Source organism: Streptomyces sp. x-19, from assembly GCF_046549115.1.
In the GTDB taxonomy this organism is placed as follows: Bacteria; Actinomycetota; Actinomycetes; order Streptomycetales; family Streptomycetaceae; genus Streptomyces; species Streptomyces albulus_C.
The window spans coordinates 22,679-42,978 of sequence record NZ_JAJPWK010000020.1; the positions used below are offsets into that span (position 1 = coordinate 22,679).

At 74.9% G+C, this 20,300-nt stretch carries 17 protein-coding genes and 1 tRNA gene; 7 read left to right on the top strand and 11 right to left on the bottom strand.

The window, feature by feature from the left end:
• Positions 1–229: 229 nt before the first annotated feature.
• Entirely contained in the window at positions 230–730 is a 501-nt protein-coding gene (locus tag ACLJT4_RS31945) for a DUF3830 family protein (RefSeq protein ID WP_016573444.1), read from the top strand.
• A 136-nt stretch (positions 731–866) separates the two neighbouring features.
• Here the strand turns inward: ACLJT4_RS31945 and ACLJT4_RS31950 are convergent, their stop codons facing one another.
• Positions 867–2,285, bottom strand: coding sequence for an amidase (locus tag ACLJT4_RS31950; RefSeq protein ID WP_411127634.1), 1,419 nt, complete (start codon positions 2,283–2,285; stop codon positions 867–869).
• A gap of 84 nt (positions 2,286–2,369) precedes the next feature.
• Positions 2,370–3,344, bottom strand: coding sequence for a D-2-hydroxyacid dehydrogenase (locus ACLJT4_RS31955; protein WP_411127635.1), 975 nt, complete (start codon positions 3,342–3,344; stop codon positions 2,370–2,372).
• A gap of 207 nt (positions 3,345–3,551) precedes the next feature.
• Here ACLJT4_RS31955 and ACLJT4_RS31960 point away from each other — a divergent pair, with 207 nt between their 5' ends.
• From ACLJT4_RS31960 to ACLJT4_RS31970, 3 genes are all read left to right on the top strand, one after another.
• Positions 3,552–4,454 carry an aspartate/glutamate racemase family protein gene (locus ACLJT4_RS31960; RefSeq protein ID WP_411127637.1) on the top strand — a complete coding sequence of 301 codons (903 nt, stop codon included), beginning with the start codon at positions 3,552–3,554 and terminating at the stop codon, positions 4,452–4,454.
• A gap of 49 nt (positions 4,455–4,503) precedes the next feature.
• Positions 4,504–5,229, top strand: a complete 726-nt coding sequence (locus ACLJT4_RS31965; RefSeq protein WP_016574266.1) for an aspartate/glutamate racemase family protein — start codon at positions 4,504–4,506, stop codon at positions 5,227–5,229.
• Positions 5,230–5,429: 200 nt separating this feature from the next.
• A complete protein-coding gene (locus ACLJT4_RS31970; RefSeq protein ID WP_411127639.1) occupies positions 5,430–6,560 on the top strand; it encodes an LLM class flavin-dependent oxidoreductase in 1,131 nt (376 codons plus the stop codon).
• 28 nt (positions 6,561–6,588) lie between these two features.
• Here ACLJT4_RS31970 and ACLJT4_RS31975 read toward each other — a convergent pair whose 3' ends face one another.
• On the bottom strand, positions 6,589–8,418 hold the full coding sequence (locus ACLJT4_RS31975; RefSeq protein ID WP_411127641.1) for a putative bifunctional diguanylate cyclase/phosphodiesterase: 1,830 nt from the start codon (positions 8,416–8,418) through the stop codon (positions 6,589–6,591).
• 403 nt (positions 8,419–8,821) lie between these two features.
• On the opposite strand from ACLJT4_RS31975, the gene ACLJT4_RS31980 reads away from it, so the two are divergent.
• Positions 8,822–10,027: a M6 family metalloprotease domain-containing protein gene (locus tag ACLJT4_RS31980; RefSeq protein ID WP_411127796.1), complete on the top strand. Its 1,206-nt coding sequence runs from the start codon at positions 8,822–8,824 to the stop codon at positions 10,025–10,027.
• A gap of 52 nt (positions 10,028–10,079) precedes the next feature.
• On the opposite strand, the gene ACLJT4_RS31985 is transcribed toward ACLJT4_RS31980, so the two are convergent.
• The 6 genes from ACLJT4_RS31985 to ACLJT4_RS32010 all read right to left on the bottom strand — a co-directional run bounded on the left by ACLJT4_RS31985 (position 10,080) and on the right by ACLJT4_RS32010 (position 15,875).
• Positions 10,080–10,153 (bottom strand) — tRNA-Lys (locus ACLJT4_RS31985).
• Positions 10,154–10,209: 56 nt separating this feature from the next.
• Complete coding sequence (locus tag ACLJT4_RS31990) at positions 10,210–10,836, bottom strand: bifunctional DNA primase/polymerase (protein WP_411127643.1); 627 nt, start codon at positions 10,834–10,836, stop codon at positions 10,210–10,212.
• Positions 10,837–11,065: 229 nt separating this feature from the next.
• Positions 11,066–11,449, bottom strand: a complete 384-nt coding sequence (locus tag ACLJT4_RS31995; protein ID WP_411127645.1) for a hypothetical protein — start codon at positions 11,447–11,449, stop codon at positions 11,066–11,068.
• Positions 11,450–11,621: 172 nt separating this feature from the next.
• A complete protein-coding gene (locus ACLJT4_RS32000) occupies positions 11,622–12,980 on the bottom strand; it encodes an AAA domain-containing protein (RefSeq protein WP_411127647.1) in 1,359 nt (452 codons plus the stop codon).
• A gap of 49 nt (positions 12,981–13,029) precedes the next feature.
• Positions 13,030–14,577 carry a hypothetical protein gene (locus ACLJT4_RS32005; protein ID WP_411127649.1) on the bottom strand — a complete coding sequence of 516 codons (1,548 nt, stop codon included), beginning with the start codon at positions 14,575–14,577 and terminating at the stop codon, positions 13,030–13,032.
• Positions 14,568–15,875 carry a hypothetical protein gene (locus ACLJT4_RS32010; RefSeq protein WP_411127651.1) on the bottom strand — a complete coding sequence of 436 codons (1,308 nt, stop codon included), beginning with the start codon at positions 15,873–15,875 and terminating at the stop codon, positions 14,568–14,570. The genes ACLJT4_RS32005 and ACLJT4_RS32010 overlap by 10 nt, the downstream gene beginning before the upstream one ends.
• Positions 15,876–16,077: 202 nt before the next feature.
• Between ACLJT4_RS32010 and ACLJT4_RS32015 the strand changes: the two genes are divergently transcribed.
• A complete protein-coding gene (locus tag ACLJT4_RS32015) occupies positions 16,078–16,671 on the top strand; it encodes a histidine phosphatase family protein (protein ID WP_016576076.1) in 594 nt (197 codons plus the stop codon).
• A gap of 57 nt (positions 16,672–16,728) precedes the next feature.
• Here ACLJT4_RS32015 and ACLJT4_RS32020 read toward each other — a convergent pair whose 3' ends face one another.
• Positions 16,729–18,198 (bottom strand): tetratricopeptide repeat protein, encoded by a 1,470-nt coding sequence (locus ACLJT4_RS32020; RefSeq protein ID WP_411127653.1) that lies wholly within the window; start codon positions 18,196–18,198, stop codon positions 16,729–16,731.
• A 226-nt stretch (positions 18,199–18,424) separates the two neighbouring features.
• On the opposite strand from ACLJT4_RS32020, the gene ACLJT4_RS32025 reads away from it, so the two are divergent.
• Positions 18,425–18,898, top strand: coding sequence for a hypothetical protein (locus ACLJT4_RS32025; protein WP_411127655.1), 474 nt, complete (start codon positions 18,425–18,427; stop codon positions 18,896–18,898).
• Positions 18,899–18,990: 92 nt separating this feature from the next.
• On the opposite strand, the gene ACLJT4_RS32030 is transcribed toward ACLJT4_RS32025, so the two are convergent.
• Positions 18,991–20,232 (bottom strand): glycosyltransferase, encoded by a 1,242-nt coding sequence (locus ACLJT4_RS32030; protein WP_411127657.1) that lies wholly within the window; start codon positions 20,230–20,232, stop codon positions 18,991–18,993.
• Positions 20,233–20,300 lie beyond the last annotated feature (68 nt).

Here is a 20,300-nt window from a genome sequence, read left to right on the forward strand (position 1 = left end):
AGCAGCGACCGGCGACGGATGCCACTGGTCCGTTGTCCGGTGATGTCGTGTCCCTGGGTGTGATGTCTTAGCGGAGGCTGAGATATCAGATTGTCTGAGGTCGTGCTCTGTGGTGGAGCCATGGGCGCGCGGCTACCCGAACCGTTCACACCTATGCCGATGGTTTCCAGCCCTTCACACCGGCACGGGAGATGTTCCGTACGCCGGTAATGCCCCCTACGCTCGGGATATGACCGATCGCTTCATCGAAGTCTCCCTGGACAAGCGCGGCGTCAGCTGCACGGCCAAGTTGCTCGACGATCGCGCCCCGCTCACGTGCGCAGCCGTCTGGGACGCCCTCCCGCTCGGCGGCGACGTCTACCACGCCAAGTACGCCCGCAACGAGATCTACGCGCTGGTCCCGCCGTTCGCGCCCGAGGAGCCGCCGCTGGAGAACCCGACGATCACCCCGATCCCCGGCGACCTGTGCTACTTCACCTTCAGCGACACCCAGTTGGGCACCGCCTCCTACGGCTACGAGAGCGCGGCCAAGCACCGCGGCCGCGCCACCGTCGTCGACCTCGCGCTCTTCTACGAGCGCAACAACCTGCTGATCAACGGTGACGCGGGCTGGGTGCCGGGCATCGTCTGGGGCTCGGTCGTCGACGGCCTGGACCGGATGGCCGACGCCTGCCAGGACCTGTGGCGGGCCGGCGCCCTGGGGGAGACCCTCACCTTCCGCCGGGCCTGACCCCCGCCACCCCGCCACCCGCCCGGGGGCGCCGGAATGCCCTCCGCCCCCTCCGCGTTGTGGCCCCGCAGGGGGCCTCGGCGCCCCCTACGGGAAGTGTTCGCCCGCACCCTGGGGACCGGCGGCGCCGATCGCCTCAGGGGGCCGGCGGCGCCGGGATGTCCGCCGTCCCCGCCTCGTAGAGGGCGTGCGCGGCGCGCAGCACCAGCGCGTCCGCGTGCCGGGCACCCACCAGCTGCACCCCGATCGGCAGCCCGTCGCCGTCCAGCCCGCAGGGCACGGTCGCGGCGGGCTGCTGGGTGAGGTTGAACGGATAGGTGAACGGCGTCCAGCCCGTCCACCGGGCGTGGCCGGAACCAGGCGGCACTTCCACGCCGGCCGCGAAGGCGGTGAGCGGTTCGGTCGGCGTCACCAACAGGTCGTAGACGCTGTGGAAACGCCCCATCGCCCGCCCCAGCGCCATCCGGACGTCCACCGCCGCCAGGTAGTCCAGCGCGCTGTAGCGGGCGCCCTGTGCACAGACCTCCTTCAGCCCCGGGTCCAGCAGCTCCAGATCGGCCGCCCCGAGCGGCTGCACCACCCGGGCCGCGCCGCTGAACCACAGCGTGTGGAACGCCTCCACGGGATCCGCCACGCCCGGATCGATCTCCTCGACGTCCGCGCCGAGCCCGGCCAGCGTGTCCACCGCCCGGCGGACCGCCGTCGCCACCTCCGGCGCCACCGGCACGTCCCACCCCAGCGTCGGGCTGTACGCCACCCGCAGCCCCGTCACCTTCGTGGCCAGCGCCTGCCGGAACGACCCCGACTCGGGGGCCAGCTGCGACCAGTCCCGCCAGTCCGCACCGCAGATCACGTCCATCATCAGGGCCGCGTCCGCCGCGTCCCGGGCCATCGGCCCCACGTGCGCCAGCGTCCCGAACGGACTCGCCGGATACAGCGGCACCCGCCCGTAGGTCGCCTTCAGCCCGAAGATCCCGCAGAACGACGCCGGGATCCGCACCGACCCGCCGCCGTCCGTCCCCAGGCTCAGCGGCCCGGCCCCCAACGCCACCGCCGCCGCACTGCCCCCGCTGGAACCGCCGGAGGTGCGCCCCGGGTCGTACGGATTGCCCGTCACCCCGTGCCGCGGACTGTCCGTGACGCCCTTCCAGCCGAACTCCGGCGTCGTGGTCTTGCCGACGAACACCGCCCCGGACTCCCGCAGCCGGGCCACCGCCGGCGCGTCCTCGTCCCACGTCGCGCCCTCCGCGCGGACCGTCCGCGACCCGCGCAGCGTCGGCGCGCCCCGGGTCAGCAGCAGGTCCTTGACGGTGACCGGCACCCCGTCCACCGGCCCCGCCGGCTCCCCGCGCCGCCAGCGCTGCGTCGACTCCGCCGCCTGTGCCAGCGCCGACTCCGCGTCGATCCGGGTGAAGGCGTTGACGGCGGCCTGGGCGGCCTCGGCGCGCGCCAGCACCTCCCGGGTCGCCTCGACGGGGGAGAACTCGCCGGCGGCGTAGCCGGCCGTCAGTCGGGTGGCGGACAGGTCGGCGAGGCGGGTGGATCCGTTGGTCATGCGTCCTCCGAGCGTCGGCCGCCCCGAGCGGGACGGCGGGCGGGGCGCGGACCGCCGCGGGCCGGACCCGGACGGCCCGCGCGGTCACTGCACCGGTACGTATCCGAGGCGTTTGTCGACCACGTTGAGCAGCGGCTCCCCGGCCGCCCACCGGTCGAAGTTGTCCTGGAACTGGGTGGCGAGCGCGTCCCGCCAGCCCAGGGTGTCGCCGCTCATGTGCGGCGAGACGATCAGGTGCGGCACGTCCCACAGCGGACTGTCCGTGGACAGCGGCTCATGTTGGAAGACGTCCAGTGCCGCGGCCGCGATCCGCCACTCCCGCAACGCCGCGACCAGCGCCTCCTCGTCCACCAGCGGTCCCCGCGCGACGTTGACGAAGCGGGCCCGGCGCGGCATCAGCGCGAACGCCGCGGCCCCGAACATCCCCCGGGTCGCCGCCGTCAGCGGTGCCGCGCAGACCACCCAATCCGCGTGGGGCAGCAGCGCGTTCAACCCCTCCGCGCCGTGCACCCGGCCGAACTGCGGATCACCGGTCCGCTCCCGGCGGCCCACCAGCTCGACCTCGACACCCAGTGCCAGCAAGGTGGTGCCGATGGCCCGGCCGATCGGCCCGGACCCCACCACCACCGCGCGGGTGCCGGCCAGCCGCAGTGTCTCCCGGTGCCGCCAGCGCCGCTGCCGCTGGAGCTCCCAACTCCCGTAGAAGTCCTTGGCCATGGCGATCACCAGTCCGGCGACGTACTCGGCGATCGGCTGTTCGAAGACCCCGCGGGCGTTGGTGACGACGGTGTCGTCGGCGATCAGCGCCGGGCACATGAGCCGGTCCACGCCGGCGCTCGCGGTGTGCACCCAGCGCGGCCGCGGGCCGCGCTCCGGCCAGCTGTCCCGGATCGCGTCGGAGGTGAAGTCCCAGGCCAACAGCACGTCGGCGGTGGGGAGTAGGTCGGCCAGCGTCTTCTCGTCGGCGAAGACGACATCGGCCCGGCCGGTGAGCCGGTCCAGCTGGGGGAGCGGGTCGGAACCCAGTACGAGGAGGGTGCTGCCGGGGCTATCGGACATAGGTCAGAAACCATTCTGAAACGTGTGCCCCGTATCGCGGAACAGGGCGCCGACAGATGCCTGAGATGCGAGGATTGACCACGCTAAGAAGTCGTATCTACCGTGTCAACAACGGCTCTGTTCCGACGTCCCGGCTTGTCCGGCTGCACCACCTCCCCCGGCCTCTGGCCGCGCCGTATCAGTCCTTCGTGCCTTCTAGGGGCCTTCATGGACGTCTCTTTCCTGGGTGGCCCACAGCCTCAGCTTGGCGTGGGCGTCGTCGCCCCCTTCGACTTCGCACTCGACCGCGAGCTGTGGCGCTGGGTCCCCGACGACGTGTCCCTCCACCTCACCCGAACTCCCTTCGTACCCGTCGAGGTCAGCCTCGACCTGGCCCGCCTGGTCAGCGAGCACGAGACCCTGCACGCCGCCGTCCAGGCGCTGTGCGCGGTATCGCCCCAGGTCATCGCCTATGCCTGTACGTCCGGCAGCTTCGTCGGCGGCATGGCGGGCGAACGCGCGATGTGCGCGGCCATGACCCAGGCGGGGGAGGTACCCGCCCTCACCACCTCGGGCGCCGCGATCGCGGCGCTCCAGGAGATCGGGGCCCGGCGCGTCGCCGTCGTCACCCCGTACACCAAGTCGGTCACCGATTCCCTGGAGGAGTACCTGGGCGAGGCCGGGATCACCGTCACCGGCCGCGCCTACCTTGGACTCACCCGACACATCTGGAAGGTCCCCTACCGCGACGTGGTCGACATGGCCCGCGAGGCCGTCGTCGGCGGCGCGGACGCCCTCTTCATCAGCTGCACCAACCTCCCCACCTACGACGTCATCCCCCAACTGGAGGCGGAGCTGCGGATGCCCGTGCTCTCCGCCAATCAGGTGACGGTGTGGGCCGCGCTGCGCGCGATCGGCATCCAGGCCGTCGGGCCGTACCAGGCGCTGCTCGATCCGGTGGCGCGTCGCGGCCCGGCCGCGATGACCGGCAGCCAGCCGCCGGGCGGATCCTGTCCCACCCCCGAGGCCGCCTTCGCCGGCCCGCCGGTGCCGCCCGAGGTCGACGCGGGCGACGGCACCGAACCGTCCCCCTACCTCCCCGACGATCCCGGCCACCAGCCCCCGGGCTGAGTCCGGTCCGCACCGCACACCGCACCCACCACCCGCAAGGGAGAACTGCATGGCATCGGTCGGCTTCCTCTACCCGGGCCACTCCGCAGAAGACGACTACCCCCGGCTCGAAGCGCTCCTGGGCCGAGCGGTCCGCCTGCCGCTCGTGCACACCGACATCGGCGAGGACGCCCACCGCGTCGACGCGCTGCTGGAGATGGGTTCCGCGGCCCGGCTCGGGGCCGGCGTCGGCGCGCTGCGCGACCGCGGCGCCCAGGCCGTCGTCTGGGCGTGTACGAGCGCCAGCTTCATCTACGGCTGGGAGGGCGCCCAGCAGCAGGTGCGGGAGCTGTCGGCCACTGCCGGGCTGCCCGCCTCCAGCACCTCCTTCGCCTTCGCGCACGCCGTCCGGGCGCTGGACGTCCGCCGGGTCGCGATCGCCGCCACCTATCCGGCCGACGTCGCCGAGTACTTCCACGCGTTCCTCAAGGCCGCCGGCGCCGAGGTCGTCGCCACCCGGGGCAGCGGCATCATCACCGCCGCCGAGGTCGGCACCTGGGGCCGCGACGAGGTGCTCGCCCTGGCCCGGGCCGGCGACCACCCGGACGCCGAGGCCGTCCTCCTGCCCGACACCGCCCTGCACACCGCCGCCCACCTGCCCGCCCTCGAAGCCGCGCTCGGCAAACCGGTCCTCACCGCCAATCAGGTGACGGTCTGGGAGGGCCTGCGGCTGCTCGACCGCCCGCTGGCCTGCCCGGAGCTGGGCACGCTGTTCTCCCGTACGGCCCGCGGGTAGCGCCCCGGCCCGTCATCCCGGCCGCGACCGGCAGCCGTTCGGCCCGCGGCCGGGACCCCGTCGACCGCGGCCGGGAACGGTCGGGGTCGCGCCGCGGCCGGAATCGCCGCCCCGCTCGGGAATAACCGGAGAATTGCTCCGGTTAACCTCCTCGCACAGCAACGACGTCAAGGACGCGCGACGCGAGGAGGACCCGCACCGTGAGCGGCGAACAGCAGCAGACCCCGGGCACCGACGGCCGGCCCGGAGGCGACGGCATCCGGGGCACGGCCCTGGGCACCGCACCAGTCCCCCTGTCCGTGCTCGACCTGGTGACGGTCGGCGCCGGCAGCACCGCCACCACCGCGATCCGCACCGCCGTCGAACTCGCCCGCAGCGCCGAGCGTCGCGGCTTCCACCGCTTCTGGGTCGCCGAGCACCACTCCATGCCCGGCGTCGCGTCCTCCTCGCCGGCGGTGCTCCTCGCGCACCTCGCCGCCCACACCGACCGCATCCGGCTCGGCTCCGGCGGGGTCATGCTGCCCAACCACGCCCCCCTGGTCATCGCCGAGCAGTTCGGCACCCTGGAGGCGATGGCCCCCGGCCGCGTCGACCTGGGCCTGGGCCGCGCCCCCGGCACCGACGGCGCCACCGCCGCCGCGCTCCGCCGCACCGACCGGCTGCACGAGGGGGCCGATGATTTTCCGCAGCAGCTCGCCGAGTTGACCCGGTTCCTCGACGACTCCTTCCCCGACGGCCACCCCTACGCCCGGATCCACGCCGTGCCCGGCCCCGTCCAGGCCACCGCCCCCGGCGGCGTCCAGTCCCCGCACCGCCCGCCCCTGTGGCTGCTCGGCTCCTCCGGCTTCAGCGCCCGCCTGGCCGGCACGTTCGGCCTGCCGTTCGCCTTCGCGCACCACTTCTCCGCGGCCAACACCGTCCCCGCCCTGGACCTCTACCGCGCCTCGTTCCGCCCCTCCGAGGTGCTCGCCGAGCCGTACGCCCTGATCGGCGTCTCCGCGCTGGCGGCCGAGGACGAGCAGGAGGCCCTGCGCCAGGTCCGCACCGGCGCCCTCGCCATGATCCGGCTGCGCACCGGCCGCCCCGGCCTCGTCCCCAGCCCCGAGGAGGCGGCCGCCCACCACTTCAGCGCCGTCGAGCAGGACTTCGTCGACAGCTGGCTCGGCAACGTCGTCCACGGCACCCCCGACGCCGTCCGCCAGGGGCTCGACGACCTGGCCAAGCGCACCGGCGCCGACGAGCTGATGATCACCGCCAACGCCCACACCGGCGACGTGCGCCGGCGCTCCTACGACCTCATCGCCGACGCCTACGGACTCCCGCAGGGCTGACGCACGGCGCGGGCGCGGGGCGCGCGGCTCAACTACAGGCGCGCCCCGCGTCCAAGAGCGCCTCCACCAGGTCCGGGGCCACCGGCCGGGAGTAGAGCCAGCCCTGACCGGTGTCGCACCCGATCCGGCGGAGCCGTTCGGCCTGCTCGGCGCTCTCCACGCACTCCGCGGTCACCGTCAGCCCGAGCCGGTGCGCCAGCGCGACCAGCGCCTCCACGATCATCTCGTCCGCCGGGTTCGGGTGCTCCTGCGAGCGGAAGCCGTGGACGAACGACCCGTCCAGCTTCAGCACCGACACCGGCAGCCGGCTGAGGTAGGCAAGGTTGGAGTAGCCGGTGCCGAAGTCGTCGATGGCGATCCGCACGCCCATGTCGCTGAGCGCCTGGAGGGCCTGCAACGGCCGGCCCGCAGACCCCATCACCGCGGACTCGGTCAGCTCCAACTGGAGCAGCTGCGGCGGCAGCCCGGTCTCCGCCAGGATCCCGGCGACGTCCGCCACCAGGTCGGAGTCCCACACCTGACGCACGGCCACGTTCACGCTGACGAACAGCGGCTCGCCCCCGGGATGCGCCAGCTGCCAGGCCCGCGCCTGGTAGCAGGCCCGCTCCAGTACCCAGCGGCCCAGTTCGACGATGGCGCCGTTCTCCTCGGCCAGCGCGATGAACCGATTCGGCGACAGCACGCCGAACTGCGGATGCCGCCAGCGCACCAGCGCCTCCACGCCCTGCGCCCGGCCGTCCCCCAGCCCCACCAGCGGCTGGTACTCCAGGGTGAACTCGCCGCGGTCCACCGCCGGCCGCAGCGTGCTGGACAGCGCCTGCCGGGTCATCCGGTGCGCGTTGCGCTCCGGGTCGAAGAGGGTCCAGCGGGCCTTGCCGTCCTCCTTGGCCCAGTACAGCGTGGTGTCCGCGGCCTGCATCAGCCCGGTCGCCGTGGTGCCGCTCGCGGTCCGCTCCACCACGCCGATGCTCGCCGACACCGACAGCCGCTGCCCGGCCAGGTCGAACGGCCGCTGGAGCGCGTCCAGCACCGACTGCGCCAGCTCCGCCAGCTGGTCGGTGCCGGTGGAGTCCTCGACCAGCAGCGCGAACTCGTCGCCGCCCAGGCGCGCCACCAGGTGTCCGGCGCGGCCCGGCCCGCGCTCCCCGGTGTGCTCCGCGCAGCCCGTCAGCCGCTGTGCCACGGCGCTGAGCAGCCGGTCGCCGACCCGGTGCCCCAAGGTGTCGTTGACCGCCTTGAAGCCGTCCAGGTCGAGGTAGCACAGCCCGATCCGGCCGGTGCCCGACCGCTCGAACGCGGCCGCCTCCAGCGCCGCGGTGAGCCGCTCGAAGAACAGCGTGCGATTGGGCAGCCGGGTCACCGGATCGTGCATTTGCAGATGCCGCAGCCGGGCCAGCAGGTCGTGCCGGTCGCTGATGTCCGCGAGCGACAGCAGGACCCGCTCCGCACCGCCCAGTGGCCCCTCGGCGACGGCCTCGACGGTCACCTCCACCCACACCGAACTCCCGTCGGACCGCTTCACCCGACGGGTGGAGCGCAGCCGGTCGCTGCGGCCGCACAGCACCTCCCGGTACGCCGCCCACACCCGCGGGTCGGCGCCCAGGTCGGTCAGGTCGGCGGCGGTGGCCGCGACCAGGTCGTCCGGGTCGGCGCCCACCAGCTCGCCCAGTGCGGGGTTGGCGGCGAGCACCAGCCCGTCGCGGTTGAGGACGGCCATCGGCAGGCTCGCGGTGTGGAAGGCGGCGCGGTAGTCGCCGAGCGAGGCGGCGGTGTCGTCGCACCGGGCGGAGGCGTCGCAGGCGGACGGAGGAGCGGGCCGGGACGTCGATTCGTTGGTCGAACCCTCACGCTCCGTCACCGAGGGCAGTGTCGCTCCGGGCGTGCGGCCCGTGCTGTCGGGGTGTCCGCTCACTGCTCGCTCCCGCATGGCGCTTGTCTCGTGACGGAGGGGGGACCTCGCCCTGGAAAGTGTGGCGATCATAGAGGCTGGCACGAGGGCCGATCCAGCGACGAAGCCGTGACCATCCGCACGCATGACGGAAGTTCAGCCAATTCTGCCCGGCTCTGTTCGTCCCTATTGCCCCGTTGGTCGCTTGTGACTTTCCGTTACGACCTGACGGGGGCGTGACCATCACTCATCTGGGCTGCCATAACGAGACGAAGAGCATGAAATCACCACAGGGTAAGTGGGTGTCCCGAATCCACCCCTGGAGGTCTACGTGCCGCGCGCCCAGACACCCCACGGGGTGGACCGCCGCCGCATGCGGCGCGTCGCAGCCGTCGCCACCTCCTTGAGCGCGCTCATCGCGACCTCCATCGTGGCCGGCCCGGCCACCGCCTCCGAGGCGGCCCTGTCCTGCGCCCTGGGACGCACCGACGCCCACCACTCCGAGGGCGTCGACAACTGGAACGGCGCCTACCCCCGGCCGGACCGCCGCCTCGACGCGGTGATGATCTTCCTGTCCTTCCCGGACGCCCGCCCCACCACCACCCTCCAGCAGCTGTCCGCCGACTACTTCCCCGGCACCTCCCGCTTCTTCGAGCGTGCCTCCTACGGCAAGTTCCACCTCCGCACCCACATCCACCGCCGCTGGGTCCGCATGCCGCACCGCTCCACCTGGTACGGCATACAACGGGACTGGGAATCCGGGCGCCGCTCCGCCTACCTCCGCGACGCGGTCGCCGCGGCCGACCCGACTATCGACTTCAGCCGCTACGACCTGGTCTACCTCGTCGCCGACCCGTCCGCCCCGGGCGTCGACTCCGACGCCACCAAGGTCGTCAACCTCGACCAGCCGATGTACGCCGACGGCGCCGAGCTCCGCCGCTTCGTCACCGTCTTCGAACACAGCCCGCCCGACCGCAACGTCCTCGCGCACGAGACCGGCCACGTCTTCGACCTGCCGGACCTCTACCACCGCCCCGAGAACGGCCACGGCGACTGGGACACCTACGTGGGCGACTGGGACCTCATGGGCAGCCAGTTCGGACTGGCCCCCGACCCCTTCGCCTGGCACAAGTGGCGGCTGGGTTGGATCACCGACGCCCAGGTCGACTGCGTCAGCCTGGACCACCCCCGGATGCACTCGCTGCGCACCCTCTCCGCCCCCGAGGACCCCGGCGACCGCCATCGCCCCCGCCTCCTGGTGGTCCGCACCGGCCCCGACAGTGCCCTCGCCATGGAGGCCCGCGGCGCCGAGGGCAACGACCGCTCGCTCTGCACCGAGGGCGTCCTCGTCTACCGCGTCCGCAGCGGCACCGCCTCCGGCGCCGGCCCCGTCCAGGTGCTCGACGGCCACCCCGGCACCTCCGCCTGCTGGGGCACCTCCGTCTACCCGCCGCTCGCCGACGCCCCGCTCGGCGTGGGGGAGAGCCTCAACGACACCGAGGACGGCGTGCGCATCCAGGTCCAGGGCCGGACCACCGACGGCGAATGGGCGGTCAAGGTCACCCGCAGCACGCCGTGACCCCCCGCACACGCCGAAGGCCCCCACCGGAGTGGGGGCCTTCGACCGTCTGTGCGCCGCCAGGGACTCGAACCCCGGACCCGCTGATTAAGAGTCAGCTGCTCTAACCAACTGAGCTAGCGGCGCCTGCTGACGGGGAAAACATTAGCATCCTGGCCGGGGAGGGCAAAAATCGATTCCCCTCAGCCGCCTGTCAGTACGGGATCCCCGCCCTGAACAGCGCTTTCGTGGTGCGGACGGGCACTTTCCCGGTCCGCGCCGAGCCCGCCGCGGGCGGCCCGTACGCAAGCCCACAGCAGGATGTCCGGCCCCGGCAGCCAGGGATCGCGGACGTCCGGCGCCACCAGCCAGCGCGACCCGGCGGGCGTCTCGTCCACCGCGTCACCCGCGGCGTGCGGGCGGGGATGCAGCGGCGGGACCGTCACCGCGTCCCCGCTCCCGTGGCACAGCAGGGGCGGCACGGCGCTGCCCCACTCCTCCCAGGCCAGCAGCGAGGGCAGCCGCTGGGCGGTGCCGGGCGCCGCGAACAGCAGGATCCGTCCGCGGTGCGTGGCCACCGGCCCCGAGCCCGGGCCGCTCGACCACAGCCGGTCCACCATGCGCCGTCCGAAGAGCGCCGGGGTGTTGATCACGTCGAAGGCCGCGCCGCACGGCAGCACGGTGGGTGCGTCGGGACGTTCCGCCCACAGCATGTGCATGCCCTCCGGGTGCGGGCTGGCGGAGGCGAGCCAGTCGGCCCCGGCCAGCGTGACGTACGCCGTGGTGGGGAAAGCCAGGTTCCGCGGAGTCTCGGGCAGCCAGTCACTCATGGGACAGGTCTACCGACTCGGAGCCCCCGGCAGTCCTGATTGGCGGAAACCGGGACAGGCCGGGGCGCTGGGGAGTATCTTCCCCGCGCCGCATATGCCAGCGGCTCATGATCTAGAACCATGAGCCGAGAGGGGTGTCTGGGGTCGGAGTGATTGCTGTGACCACGGCGTTCGTGGGCCGGCCCGCCGCGCGCCGGCCCCCGTGGAGCCGCGGGGGCCCGGGCGCCGGTCAGTCGATGTCGGGCGGCACGGTGCTGCCGCTCCGCAGCAGGCTCTGGCCGAACTCGACCATCTTCTGGGCGTAGTCCTCGGTCCAGTCGGCCCGCTCGGCGACCACGGCCAGCGGCAGCCGGTCGAAGCGGCGGGGGTCGGTCAGCTGGGCGGCGGCCATCGCCTGGAACTCCGTCGCGCGGTCGGCCGCCGCGCGGAACGCCAGGGCGAGCTCGGTCGCGCGGCCGAGCAGCGCGCCGGGGTCCTCGACCGACTCCAGCCCGAAGAAGTGCTCGGGGTCGGCGGTGGCCTCGGGAGGCTCGAACAGCAACTGCGCGGGCCTCATGCGGCGGGGGGCGGGCGCCGTACCGCGTGGATCGGGAGCCGGCTGCGGCTCGGACATGTACCTACCTCCATGGTTGTGTGCCGCATTCCATTGTCCCGCCCTCCGCAAGGGGGCCACCGGGGCACCCGTGACGACGGCCCCAGCCGCCGGCCGGCACCGGGGGCACCGGCTGGAACCGCCCCTGCCGCCGCGCCCGCCCGGAGCCCGGTGGCAGGGGCACTCGGCGGCACTACCCCCGCAGCGGCACCCGGTGCTCCGCGAGGTGCGCGAGCACGGCGTGGTTCGCCTCCCAGCCGTCGGGGAACTTCACCGTGACGCCCAGCTGCACGGGATCCGTGGCGGGATGTTCGTCGAGGAGTTCGGCGACCCCGGCGCGGCAGACGACGACGCAGGCGTGCCGGTGCCGGGAGGCGAGCACGCACAGGCGCCCGGTCTCCAGGTGGAAGGCGGTCGCGTCGGGGCGGCCGGAGAGCGGGTGCAGGACGACGGTGACGTCGAACTCGCGGCCCTGGAGGCGGTTGGCGGTGTCCACCGTGACGCCGGTGACGCCCAGCTCGGCGAGGGCCGCCCGGACCGCCGCGGCCTGGTCGCGGTGGGCGGTGCCGACCGCGATCCGGGCGGCCGTCAGCGGCTGCCCGCCGTCGGCCTGCTCGCTGGTGGCGACCCCGCCGCGATCCAGCACCCGACACACGACCCGGGCGACGGCGCGGACCGCCTCCGGGTCCGTGCGCGGCGTGTGCCGGGCCGGCAGCTCCAGGAGCCCCCAGCCGGATTCCGCGGCCTCGTCCAGGACGCGGTCCACGGCCGAACCGTCGCCCCGGACGCCGAACGCCAGCCGCCGGTCGTCGGGCCCGGTGCCGCTGCGGAACGGCGTGTACGGGTAGAAGGCGCCGGAGACCAGGGGCGCTGCGGACGCCGGCAGCCGCCAGGAGACGGGGAGGCGGTGCTGCGGCAGGTCGGGGTTGTGGGCGAGGAGGGTGGAGACGGCGCTGGCGGACGGGTCGTAGGACAGGCCGGCCCACTGGTCGGCGCCGACCACGCTGAACGGGTCGAGCTGGCCCGGGTCGCCGACGAAGAGCGCCCGCTCGAAGAGGCCGGCGACGCTCAGCAGCGCGTCGGAACGCATCTGGTACGCCTCGTCCACGATGGCGTGCCGCCAGGGCTCCTCGACCTTGGTGTAGGCCCACTTGGCGGCGGTGGAGACCACCACGTCGAGCGCGGCCAGCTCAGCGATCTTGGCGGAGGTGCGGACGGCGGGCAGCTCGGCCAGGGCCGGGTCGAACGCGCCGGGTTCGCTGCTGTGGAGGCGGCCCACGGGCAGCTCGGGGTCCTTCGCGGCGAGGCGCAGGACGAGGTCGTCGACCTGGGCGTTGGTCTGCGCGACGATCATCAGACGGCGGCCCGCCGCGGCCAGTTCGCGGGCGGCGCGGACGACCAGGGTGGACTTCCCGGCGCCCGGCGGGGAGTCGACGACCACGCCGCGCCGGGTGCTGTGCAGCGTGTCGTGGAGGATCGCGTCGGTCGCCCGGGCCGCCGCCGCGGCGGGGTCGGTCGGCGGCGGCGCGGGCAGGGGCGGCGGGGGCGTCATGCCGGGTCGCCTTCCGGTGAGTTGGCGGGCGTGGGGCGGGCGGCGCGGGTCACAGGAAGTCCTCGGGGGTGACCGGATCGGCGACGGGCGGCGCGTCACCGGGGCCGGGCGGCGGGCCGCCGTGCGTCCACGGGGTGTCCTCCGGCTCCGGCAGGGTGGGGCCGCCGCGCGGGGCGTGTTCGAAGAGCGTCCAGCACAGGACGTCGCCGGGTTCCGGGACCGAGCCCGGCTCCGGCGCGCGGCCACGGCCCATGCCGCCGGTGAGCCGCACCACCGGGGCGCCCTCCGCGCCGGCGGCGTACGCCACGAACTCGGCGGTCTGGGTGCGCCCGTCGGGCAGCGTGCGGTGGAGCTTGGTGCCCTCGGCCAGCGGCGGACGGTCGTCGGTGCGCAGCGTCACCAAGGGGCGCGGCATCGGCCGCTTGCCCTCGGAGAACGCCATCTCCACGTCCGCGACGGCGCCTTGGAGCGCCTCACCGGCGAGCCGGCGGGCGGCCATCACCAGGGGGTCGTCCAGGGCTTCGTGGGCGTCCAGTTGGGCCTGCGCGCCCTCCCGGGCGGCGAGCTTCTGGGCGGCGGTGACCGCGTCGTCCCGCTTGGGCTGCGGCGGTTCGCCGGCGCGGATCCGGTCGCGGTGGGCGGTGTACGACCAGCGGTCGCGCTTCCAGCGGTCGGCGACCCGGGCGCCCTCAGGCAGGCCGCGGAGCAGGTCGATGCCCTGCCAGACGGCGTCCCAGGTGGGGCGCAGTTGGCTCTCGACGAGGGCGCGGACCTCCTCCTCCGCCCCGGGGGTGCCGGCGTCGTAACGGGCCATCGCGGGCGCCAGCAGCCGGTTGTCGAACGCCGGGTCGGTGGCCGGTCCGGCCGGCGGGCAGTAGAGCTGGCCGCCCGCGTCGCGGCCCGCCTCGGCGAACTCGGCGGCCCGCTGGGCCGGTACACCGGGCGGCGGGGCGATCCAGGCGAGCAGCGCGCCCAGGTGCTGGTCCTCCAGGGCGCTCTGGCCGGTCGCCCAGTGGCGGGTCAGGAGCTCCGTCAGGGACAGCAGCAGGCAGGCGCCCGGCACCCGGGCCCGCTCGCCGAAGTGCGTGAACCAGCGGCCCAGCAGCGGCACGTGCGGCGGCGCCGGGAAGGGCGTCTCCGGTTCCTGCTCGGCCGTCCGCCGGAACCGCATCGAGCGGCCCAACAGGCGCACGTACTCGATGCCGGCGGTGCTGGGCACGATCAACTGGGGCGCGTCGGCGCACAGTTCGACCTGGACCGGAACCTTCTTGCCGGTCTCCGCGTCGGTCTCCTTGCGCTCCTCGAACTCGACGTCGTCGGCGAAGCCGTCCACGTGGGGCAGCACCGCCTCGGCCAGGTCGGCGAGGAAGGCGAACCGCAGGTCGCGGTCCCGGGGCTGCGGGACCGTCAACAGCAGCGGCTTCTCGCGGTCCGTGCCGACCAGGGCGCCCAACGGGGCGCCGGCCTCACCGGCGGTGGTCAGCGGGACGAGGACCAACGGGCGGGCGGCGAGGTGGCGGTGGCGGACCGTGGTCCGCGGCTGGGCGCGGCCGGCGGCCGCCGCCTCCATCCTGGCCAGCGTCTCGATCAGTGACACGGGTCCTCCCCGGTCCGCGGTGCGGGTACGGGCGCGGCGTCAGCCGCTCCGGTGGAGCCGGCGCGTGCGCCGGAGGCGTCGGCGAGGGCCGCGCGGCGCAGTGCGGCGGCCGCGCGCAGGGCCTGGACGGCCGGGTCGTCGGGGTCCGCGCCGGGGTCGCCGGCGGCCGCCGCCAGCGCCTCGTCGACGGTGCGCAGCCCGCCCAGTTCGCCCCGCGCGCCGCGGCCCAGCGCCTCCACCACGCCGTCCTCGCGGGCGCGCTTGCGGCAGTGGAAGGCCAGTTCGCAGGCGGCCAGGCACTCGGGTGCGTAGGCCGCGGGGACCGCTTCCACCGCCTCGGTCAGTTCGGCGGCCGGGCGGGTCGCGGTCTGGCCGTCGTCGCTCAGCCCGAGGTCGAAGGTGGTCCCCGGGGGGAGCGCGGCGGCGATCTCTTCGACGCGGGTGAGTCGGGCCAACTGGCGCCGGGTGGTGGCGAGTTGCTTGCGGACGTCGACGGTGGCGGCGGTCGGGAGGTTGGAGAAGTCCTTGGGGCAGACCAGCAGGACCCGGTCGTGGACGGCGACGGGGCGGCCGGTGTGCGCAGCGGTGTGCTCGGCCACCGGCTCCAGGGCGAGGACGTAGACCGCCGCCTGGCGGGCCGCGGCACCGACCTTCGCGGCGTCCGCGGCCCCGTCGATCATCGGGAAGGACTTGATCTCGACGACCGTCCAGCCGCCGTCCGGATGCACGACCACGGCGTCCGGTTCCACGTAGGCCGGCGAGCCGGCGACGTCCATCGCCAGCAGCGGGTGGTCCAGCAGGGCCCAGTCGCCGGCCGCGGTCGCCTCGCGCAGCGCCAGCGCGGTGCGCGCCGCCCGCCCCTCGGGGCCGGCCGCGGACAGGTCGGGCCGGGCGACCGCGTCGACCTCCGGCAGGGCGGTGCCCGGTGCCAGCCGCTCGCACACCAGCCGCAGCAGTTCGACGCCGCCGTCGGCCTTCACCCGGGCCTCGAAGGAGTTGCCGCGGACCAGCGCGAACTGGGACTGCCCGTAGCCCGCGGGCGATCCCAGCGCGCGGGCCAGCGCGCCCTTGTCGACGCCCGCGCCGTCCAGCAGCGCCCGGCGTCGACAGCCGGGATTGGCGGCCAGCGCGGCCAGCGCGCGGGCGTCCAGCGACCGGGGGCGCACCCCCGGCCCGCGCAGTTCCGTCAAACTCCCCCGGATCACGCCGGGAGGCGCCCCCGGCGGCGGGCTCGGTGGGCTCTCGCGGGAAACGTTCACCTGCCGAAGTCTCGCATCCACCACGCCCGCCGCGGGCATCGCCTCCACCGCGACGGCGGGCGCCGGGGGTGCCGCCCGGGCCCCGTGCCGGTGGCCCCGCCAGGACCCCCGCCAGGACCCCCGCCAGGACCCCCGCCGGGGTTTTCCGCCAGGTGCGCGATGATGGAGGGGCCGCGGTCAGCGCCGCCCGCGCCCAGCGAAGCACGACGACAAGCCGGGAATCCGGCGAGAGGTACGACCCATGGCACCGCGCATTCTCCTGGCCCGGCACGGGCAGACGGAGTGGTCCGTCTCCGGCCGGCACACCGGACGCACCGACATCCCCCTGCTGGACGAGGGGCGGCAGGGCGCCAAGCTCCTCGGCGAGCGGCTGCACCGCGCCCCCTGGGACGGCCTGCCGGGCGTCGAGGTCCGCACCAGCCCGCTGGTGCGCGCCAAGGAGACCTGCGAACTGGCCGGTTTCGGAGCGCGGGCCCAGGAGTGGGACGCGCTGCTGGAGGTCGACTACGGCGCCTACGAGGGGCTGACCCCGGCGCAGATCAAGGCCGACCGGCCGGACTGGCTGATCTGGCGGGACGGGGTGCCGGACGGCGAGACGCTCGCCGAGGTCTCCGCGCGGGCCGACGAGGTGGTCGACTGGGCGCGCTCGGCCGACCGGGACGTGCTGGTCTTCGCGCACGGCCACGTCCTGCGGGTCCTGGGGGCGCGCTGGCTGGGCCTGGACGTCTCCTTCGCGGCCCGGCTCCGACTGGCGCCGACATCCCTGTCGGTGCTCGGCTGGGCGTACGGCGAGCCGGCCGTGGTGAGCTGGAACGAGACCGGGCACCTGGACTGAGCACCGCCGTCGCGTCCGTCGCGGCCGTCCCGACGGGGCCGTGGGCCGGGCCACGGCTCAGGCCGGTTGCCGCCCGACGGGGGCGTCGGCCGTCCGGTAGCGGTCCAGGAACTCGCCGACCGGGCCGCAACTGCGGTACGGGCGCAACGCCCGCGCCGTGTCGTCCAGCATGGCCCGGATCCGGGCGGAGTGGACCCGGGACAGCAGCGTGAGGGCCTGGAGGGCGGCGGTGGCGGCCTCGTCGACGGTGCCGTTCGCCGTGAGGTTGCCGGCCAGTTCCGCGGTGAACAGGGCGATGTTGCGGGTGAAGTGCGGGTCTTGGAGCGCCACCGCCCGGCGTGCGTGCTCCGCCGCGCGCCCCCGTTCGCCCAGTGCGGACCAGCACTGCGCCGTGAGGCCCTCCAGTTCGGCCTCCCCGTAGAAGCTCATCCACTCCGGGTCGCGCTCCCCGGGCCCGGCCGCGAACAGCCGCTCGGCCCGGGCCAGTGCCTGCGTGCAGCCGGTCCGGTCGCCGAGGCCCGCCCAGCCGCCGGCCTCGCGCAGCGCCAGCAGCGACCGCAGCCGCGGCGAACCGAGCCGCTTGGCGGCCTGTTGGGCGGCCTGCGCGGCCCGCACCGCCTCGCGCGGCCGGCCGGCGTCGCGGGCCAGGAAGGCGGTGTTGCAGAAGGCGTGCGCCTCCAGGGCGGCGTCGCCGCAGACCCGGGCGGTGGACAGCGCCTCCGCGTAGTGCGAACGGGCGTCGTCGAAGCGGCCGGAGTCGTGGGCCAACCAGCCCACGGAGATCGCGAGTTCGCCGGCTCCGGCGTGCAGCCGGTCGTAGATCGCGCGGCGTTGGGTGCCGGCGTCCAGCAGTTCGTAGGCGGCGCGCAGGGGTTGGGTGGCACGGTGGTACAGGCCGTCGGCGCCGTGCCGGTCGTCCAGCAGACGGATCCGGCGCACCGCCTCTTCGACGGCGGTGGCCTCGGTGGCGCCGGCCCGGGCGCCCGGGGCGGTACGGGGCCCCGGCACGGCGGCAAGGGGCGCTGCGGGGCCCTCCGGTGCGGTCGGTGCGGGTACCGGGGGGTCGGTCCGACCGGCCGGGCAGAGGCCGGTCAGGCCCAGGGCGGCCGCCGGGCCGCCGGTGATGAACGCGCGACGTAGCACGTCGCTCTCCTCGCAGTTCTGGATACGGGTATCGCGGTGGTCGGGGTCGGTCGCCAGGGGCGCGGCGCTGTCCGGCGACGTACGGGCCCCCCGTCCGCGTACCGTCTCGCGCGGCGCGAACCCCATGTCGGGCAGCGTCAGCCCGGGGAACATGTGCCGGAACACCCGTTCGTAGGCGTAGTTCGGGCACCGGATCTCCCCGGATTCGACGCGGCCCACGTAGCGGGCGTCGCACGAAACCTGCTCGCCGATCTCACGGGCGGCCCGTCGGACCGCCGCCGCGAACTCACCGGGCGACAGCCGGCCGCGCAGCTGTCGGAAGGCGGTGTTCGGACGGGCGGGTACGGTGCGGGACGACGCTGAACGCTGCGCTTGCGACGCCATGGCGGACCTCTTCCGTGCCCTACTCCGTGCCATCGTGTGACCGTGCCGCGTCCTGGCGGTGCGGCGGGACGACGGTACCCGCTGTGACGGGTCCGACACCCTGCGTTTGGCGACAAACCGGAATATCTCACCTGCGATCCGCCATGAAGTGCCATCCTTTGCAGCGTTCCGCCGCCGTAGCTGTTGACGCGTTTCGCCGTTGGAGACGGTGTAAAGGGTGTGGCGCGTGCAGGAGGAGGGGTTCTCCGTGTGGGAGACCGGCGTCAGCAGGGGCGGCAAGGAGTCCGCGGGCCGGGCCACGGGCCGCGAGGGGCATATCGCCCCGGTGACCGTCGTCCAGCCCTGTGACCTGGTCACGGTGCCGGCCCGGCAGGGCCTGGAGGCGGTGGACATCCTGCGGTGGCGGGACGGCGTCGGTCCGGTCCTGCACGACGGCGCCTGCGACACCCTCGGCTTCCTGGTCCCGCCGGGCACGGCCGACGGCTGGGACGTGCCGGGCAGCGCCTGCACCCAGACCTACGCCCGCGGGGCCGCCTACGGCGCGCCGGGCGACGGGGCGCCGCCGGAGCCGCCGGTGAACGGCACCGGCTGGCTGGTCCCGCCGGAGGGGGCGTACGGCGACGCCACCGACCCGACGGTGCTGCGGGCGGCGCTGGGCGAGGCGGCCCGCACGATCGAGGCGGTCGACCGCTGCCAGTGAGGTGACCGCCGTCCGCGGGGCGACGGCGCCGGTGAGGGGCGGCCGTGGTGCCGCCCCTTGGCCGTTGCCGGACCGGTCGACCCGCCGCCGGGTCAGCGCTGGGAGAGCGAGTGCCCGTCGGGCAGCGGCGCCGGGGACGGGTCGGGCAGCGAGACGCCCGGCGGCAGGCCCTGCGGCGGGGGCCCGACGGGCGCCGCCCCGGGACGGGGCCGGCGCGCCGCGGCCCGGGCCTCCTCGTAGACGGCCATCAACTCCTGCGCGCTGCGGTCGATGTCGTAGCGCCGCACCACCGGCGGCACCGGCAGCCGGACCACCTCGGTGCGTCGCAACTCCCGCAGTGCGGCGGTCAGTTCGTGCACACCGTGGCCGAAGCGGCGGGCGCCGGGGGCCTGGTCGTCGGGGAGTTCGTCGACGACCGGGCAGCTGCCGTGCAGGACGTGCAGCCCGGCTGCCAGGGCCTCCAGGGTCGCCAGCCCGAACGCCTCGTCGGGGGACGGCGAGACGAAGACGTCGATGGCCGACAACAGCCCGGGGATGTCCGGCCCGTCGCCGGCCGCCGGCCGGTCCACGCCGCTGCGGGCGCCGAGCAGGTGGATCCGGTCGCCGGACCCGAACTGCCCGGCCGTCCGCCGGAGCAGCTCCCGTTCCGGTCCGTCACCGGCCAGCAGCAGGTGGACGCCGGGAAGCTGGGTCACCGCACGGACCAGGACGTCGAACCGCTTGCCGGGCACCAGCCGGCCGGCGCCGCCGACCACGAACGCGTCGACCGGCAGGCCGAGCCGGGCCCGGACCGCGGCCCGCGCGGCCGGATCGTAGGCGAAGCGGTGCGCCTCGATGCCGTTGGGCACCACGTGGAGGCGCCGCTCGGGGACGCCCCAGCGACGCAGCCGGGCGGCGACGGTGTCCGAGACGGCGACGGTCGCCGAGCCCAGCCGTTCGGTGGCCCGGTACAGGGTGCGCACGCCGCGGGTCAGCCGCCGGCCCTCGATGACCGCGTCGCCCAGCGAGTGCTCGGTGGCGACGACCGCCCGGACACCGGCCAGGCGGGCCGCGATCCGGCCGTAGACGCACGCCCGGTACAGGTGGGTGTGGACGAGGTCGGGGCCGGCGTCGCGGATCAGGCCGGCCAGCCGGGGGAGTGCGGACAGGTCCCGGTTGCCGGTCATCCCGAGGTGGGTGACGCGGGTGCCGTCCGCCTCGATGGCCTCGGCGAGCGGGCCGGGGTTGGTCAGGGTGACGACCTCGCAGTGGGCGGGCAGCCGGCGCAGCAGCAGCCGCAGCTGCAGCGCGGCGCCGCCCACTTCGAGGCCGGTGATGACGTGCAGGACTTTCACCGGGTCCCTCCAGGGGTAGCGGCCAGGGTGGCCTGGTCAGCGGCCGGGTCGGCCTCGTCGTGGGGCTG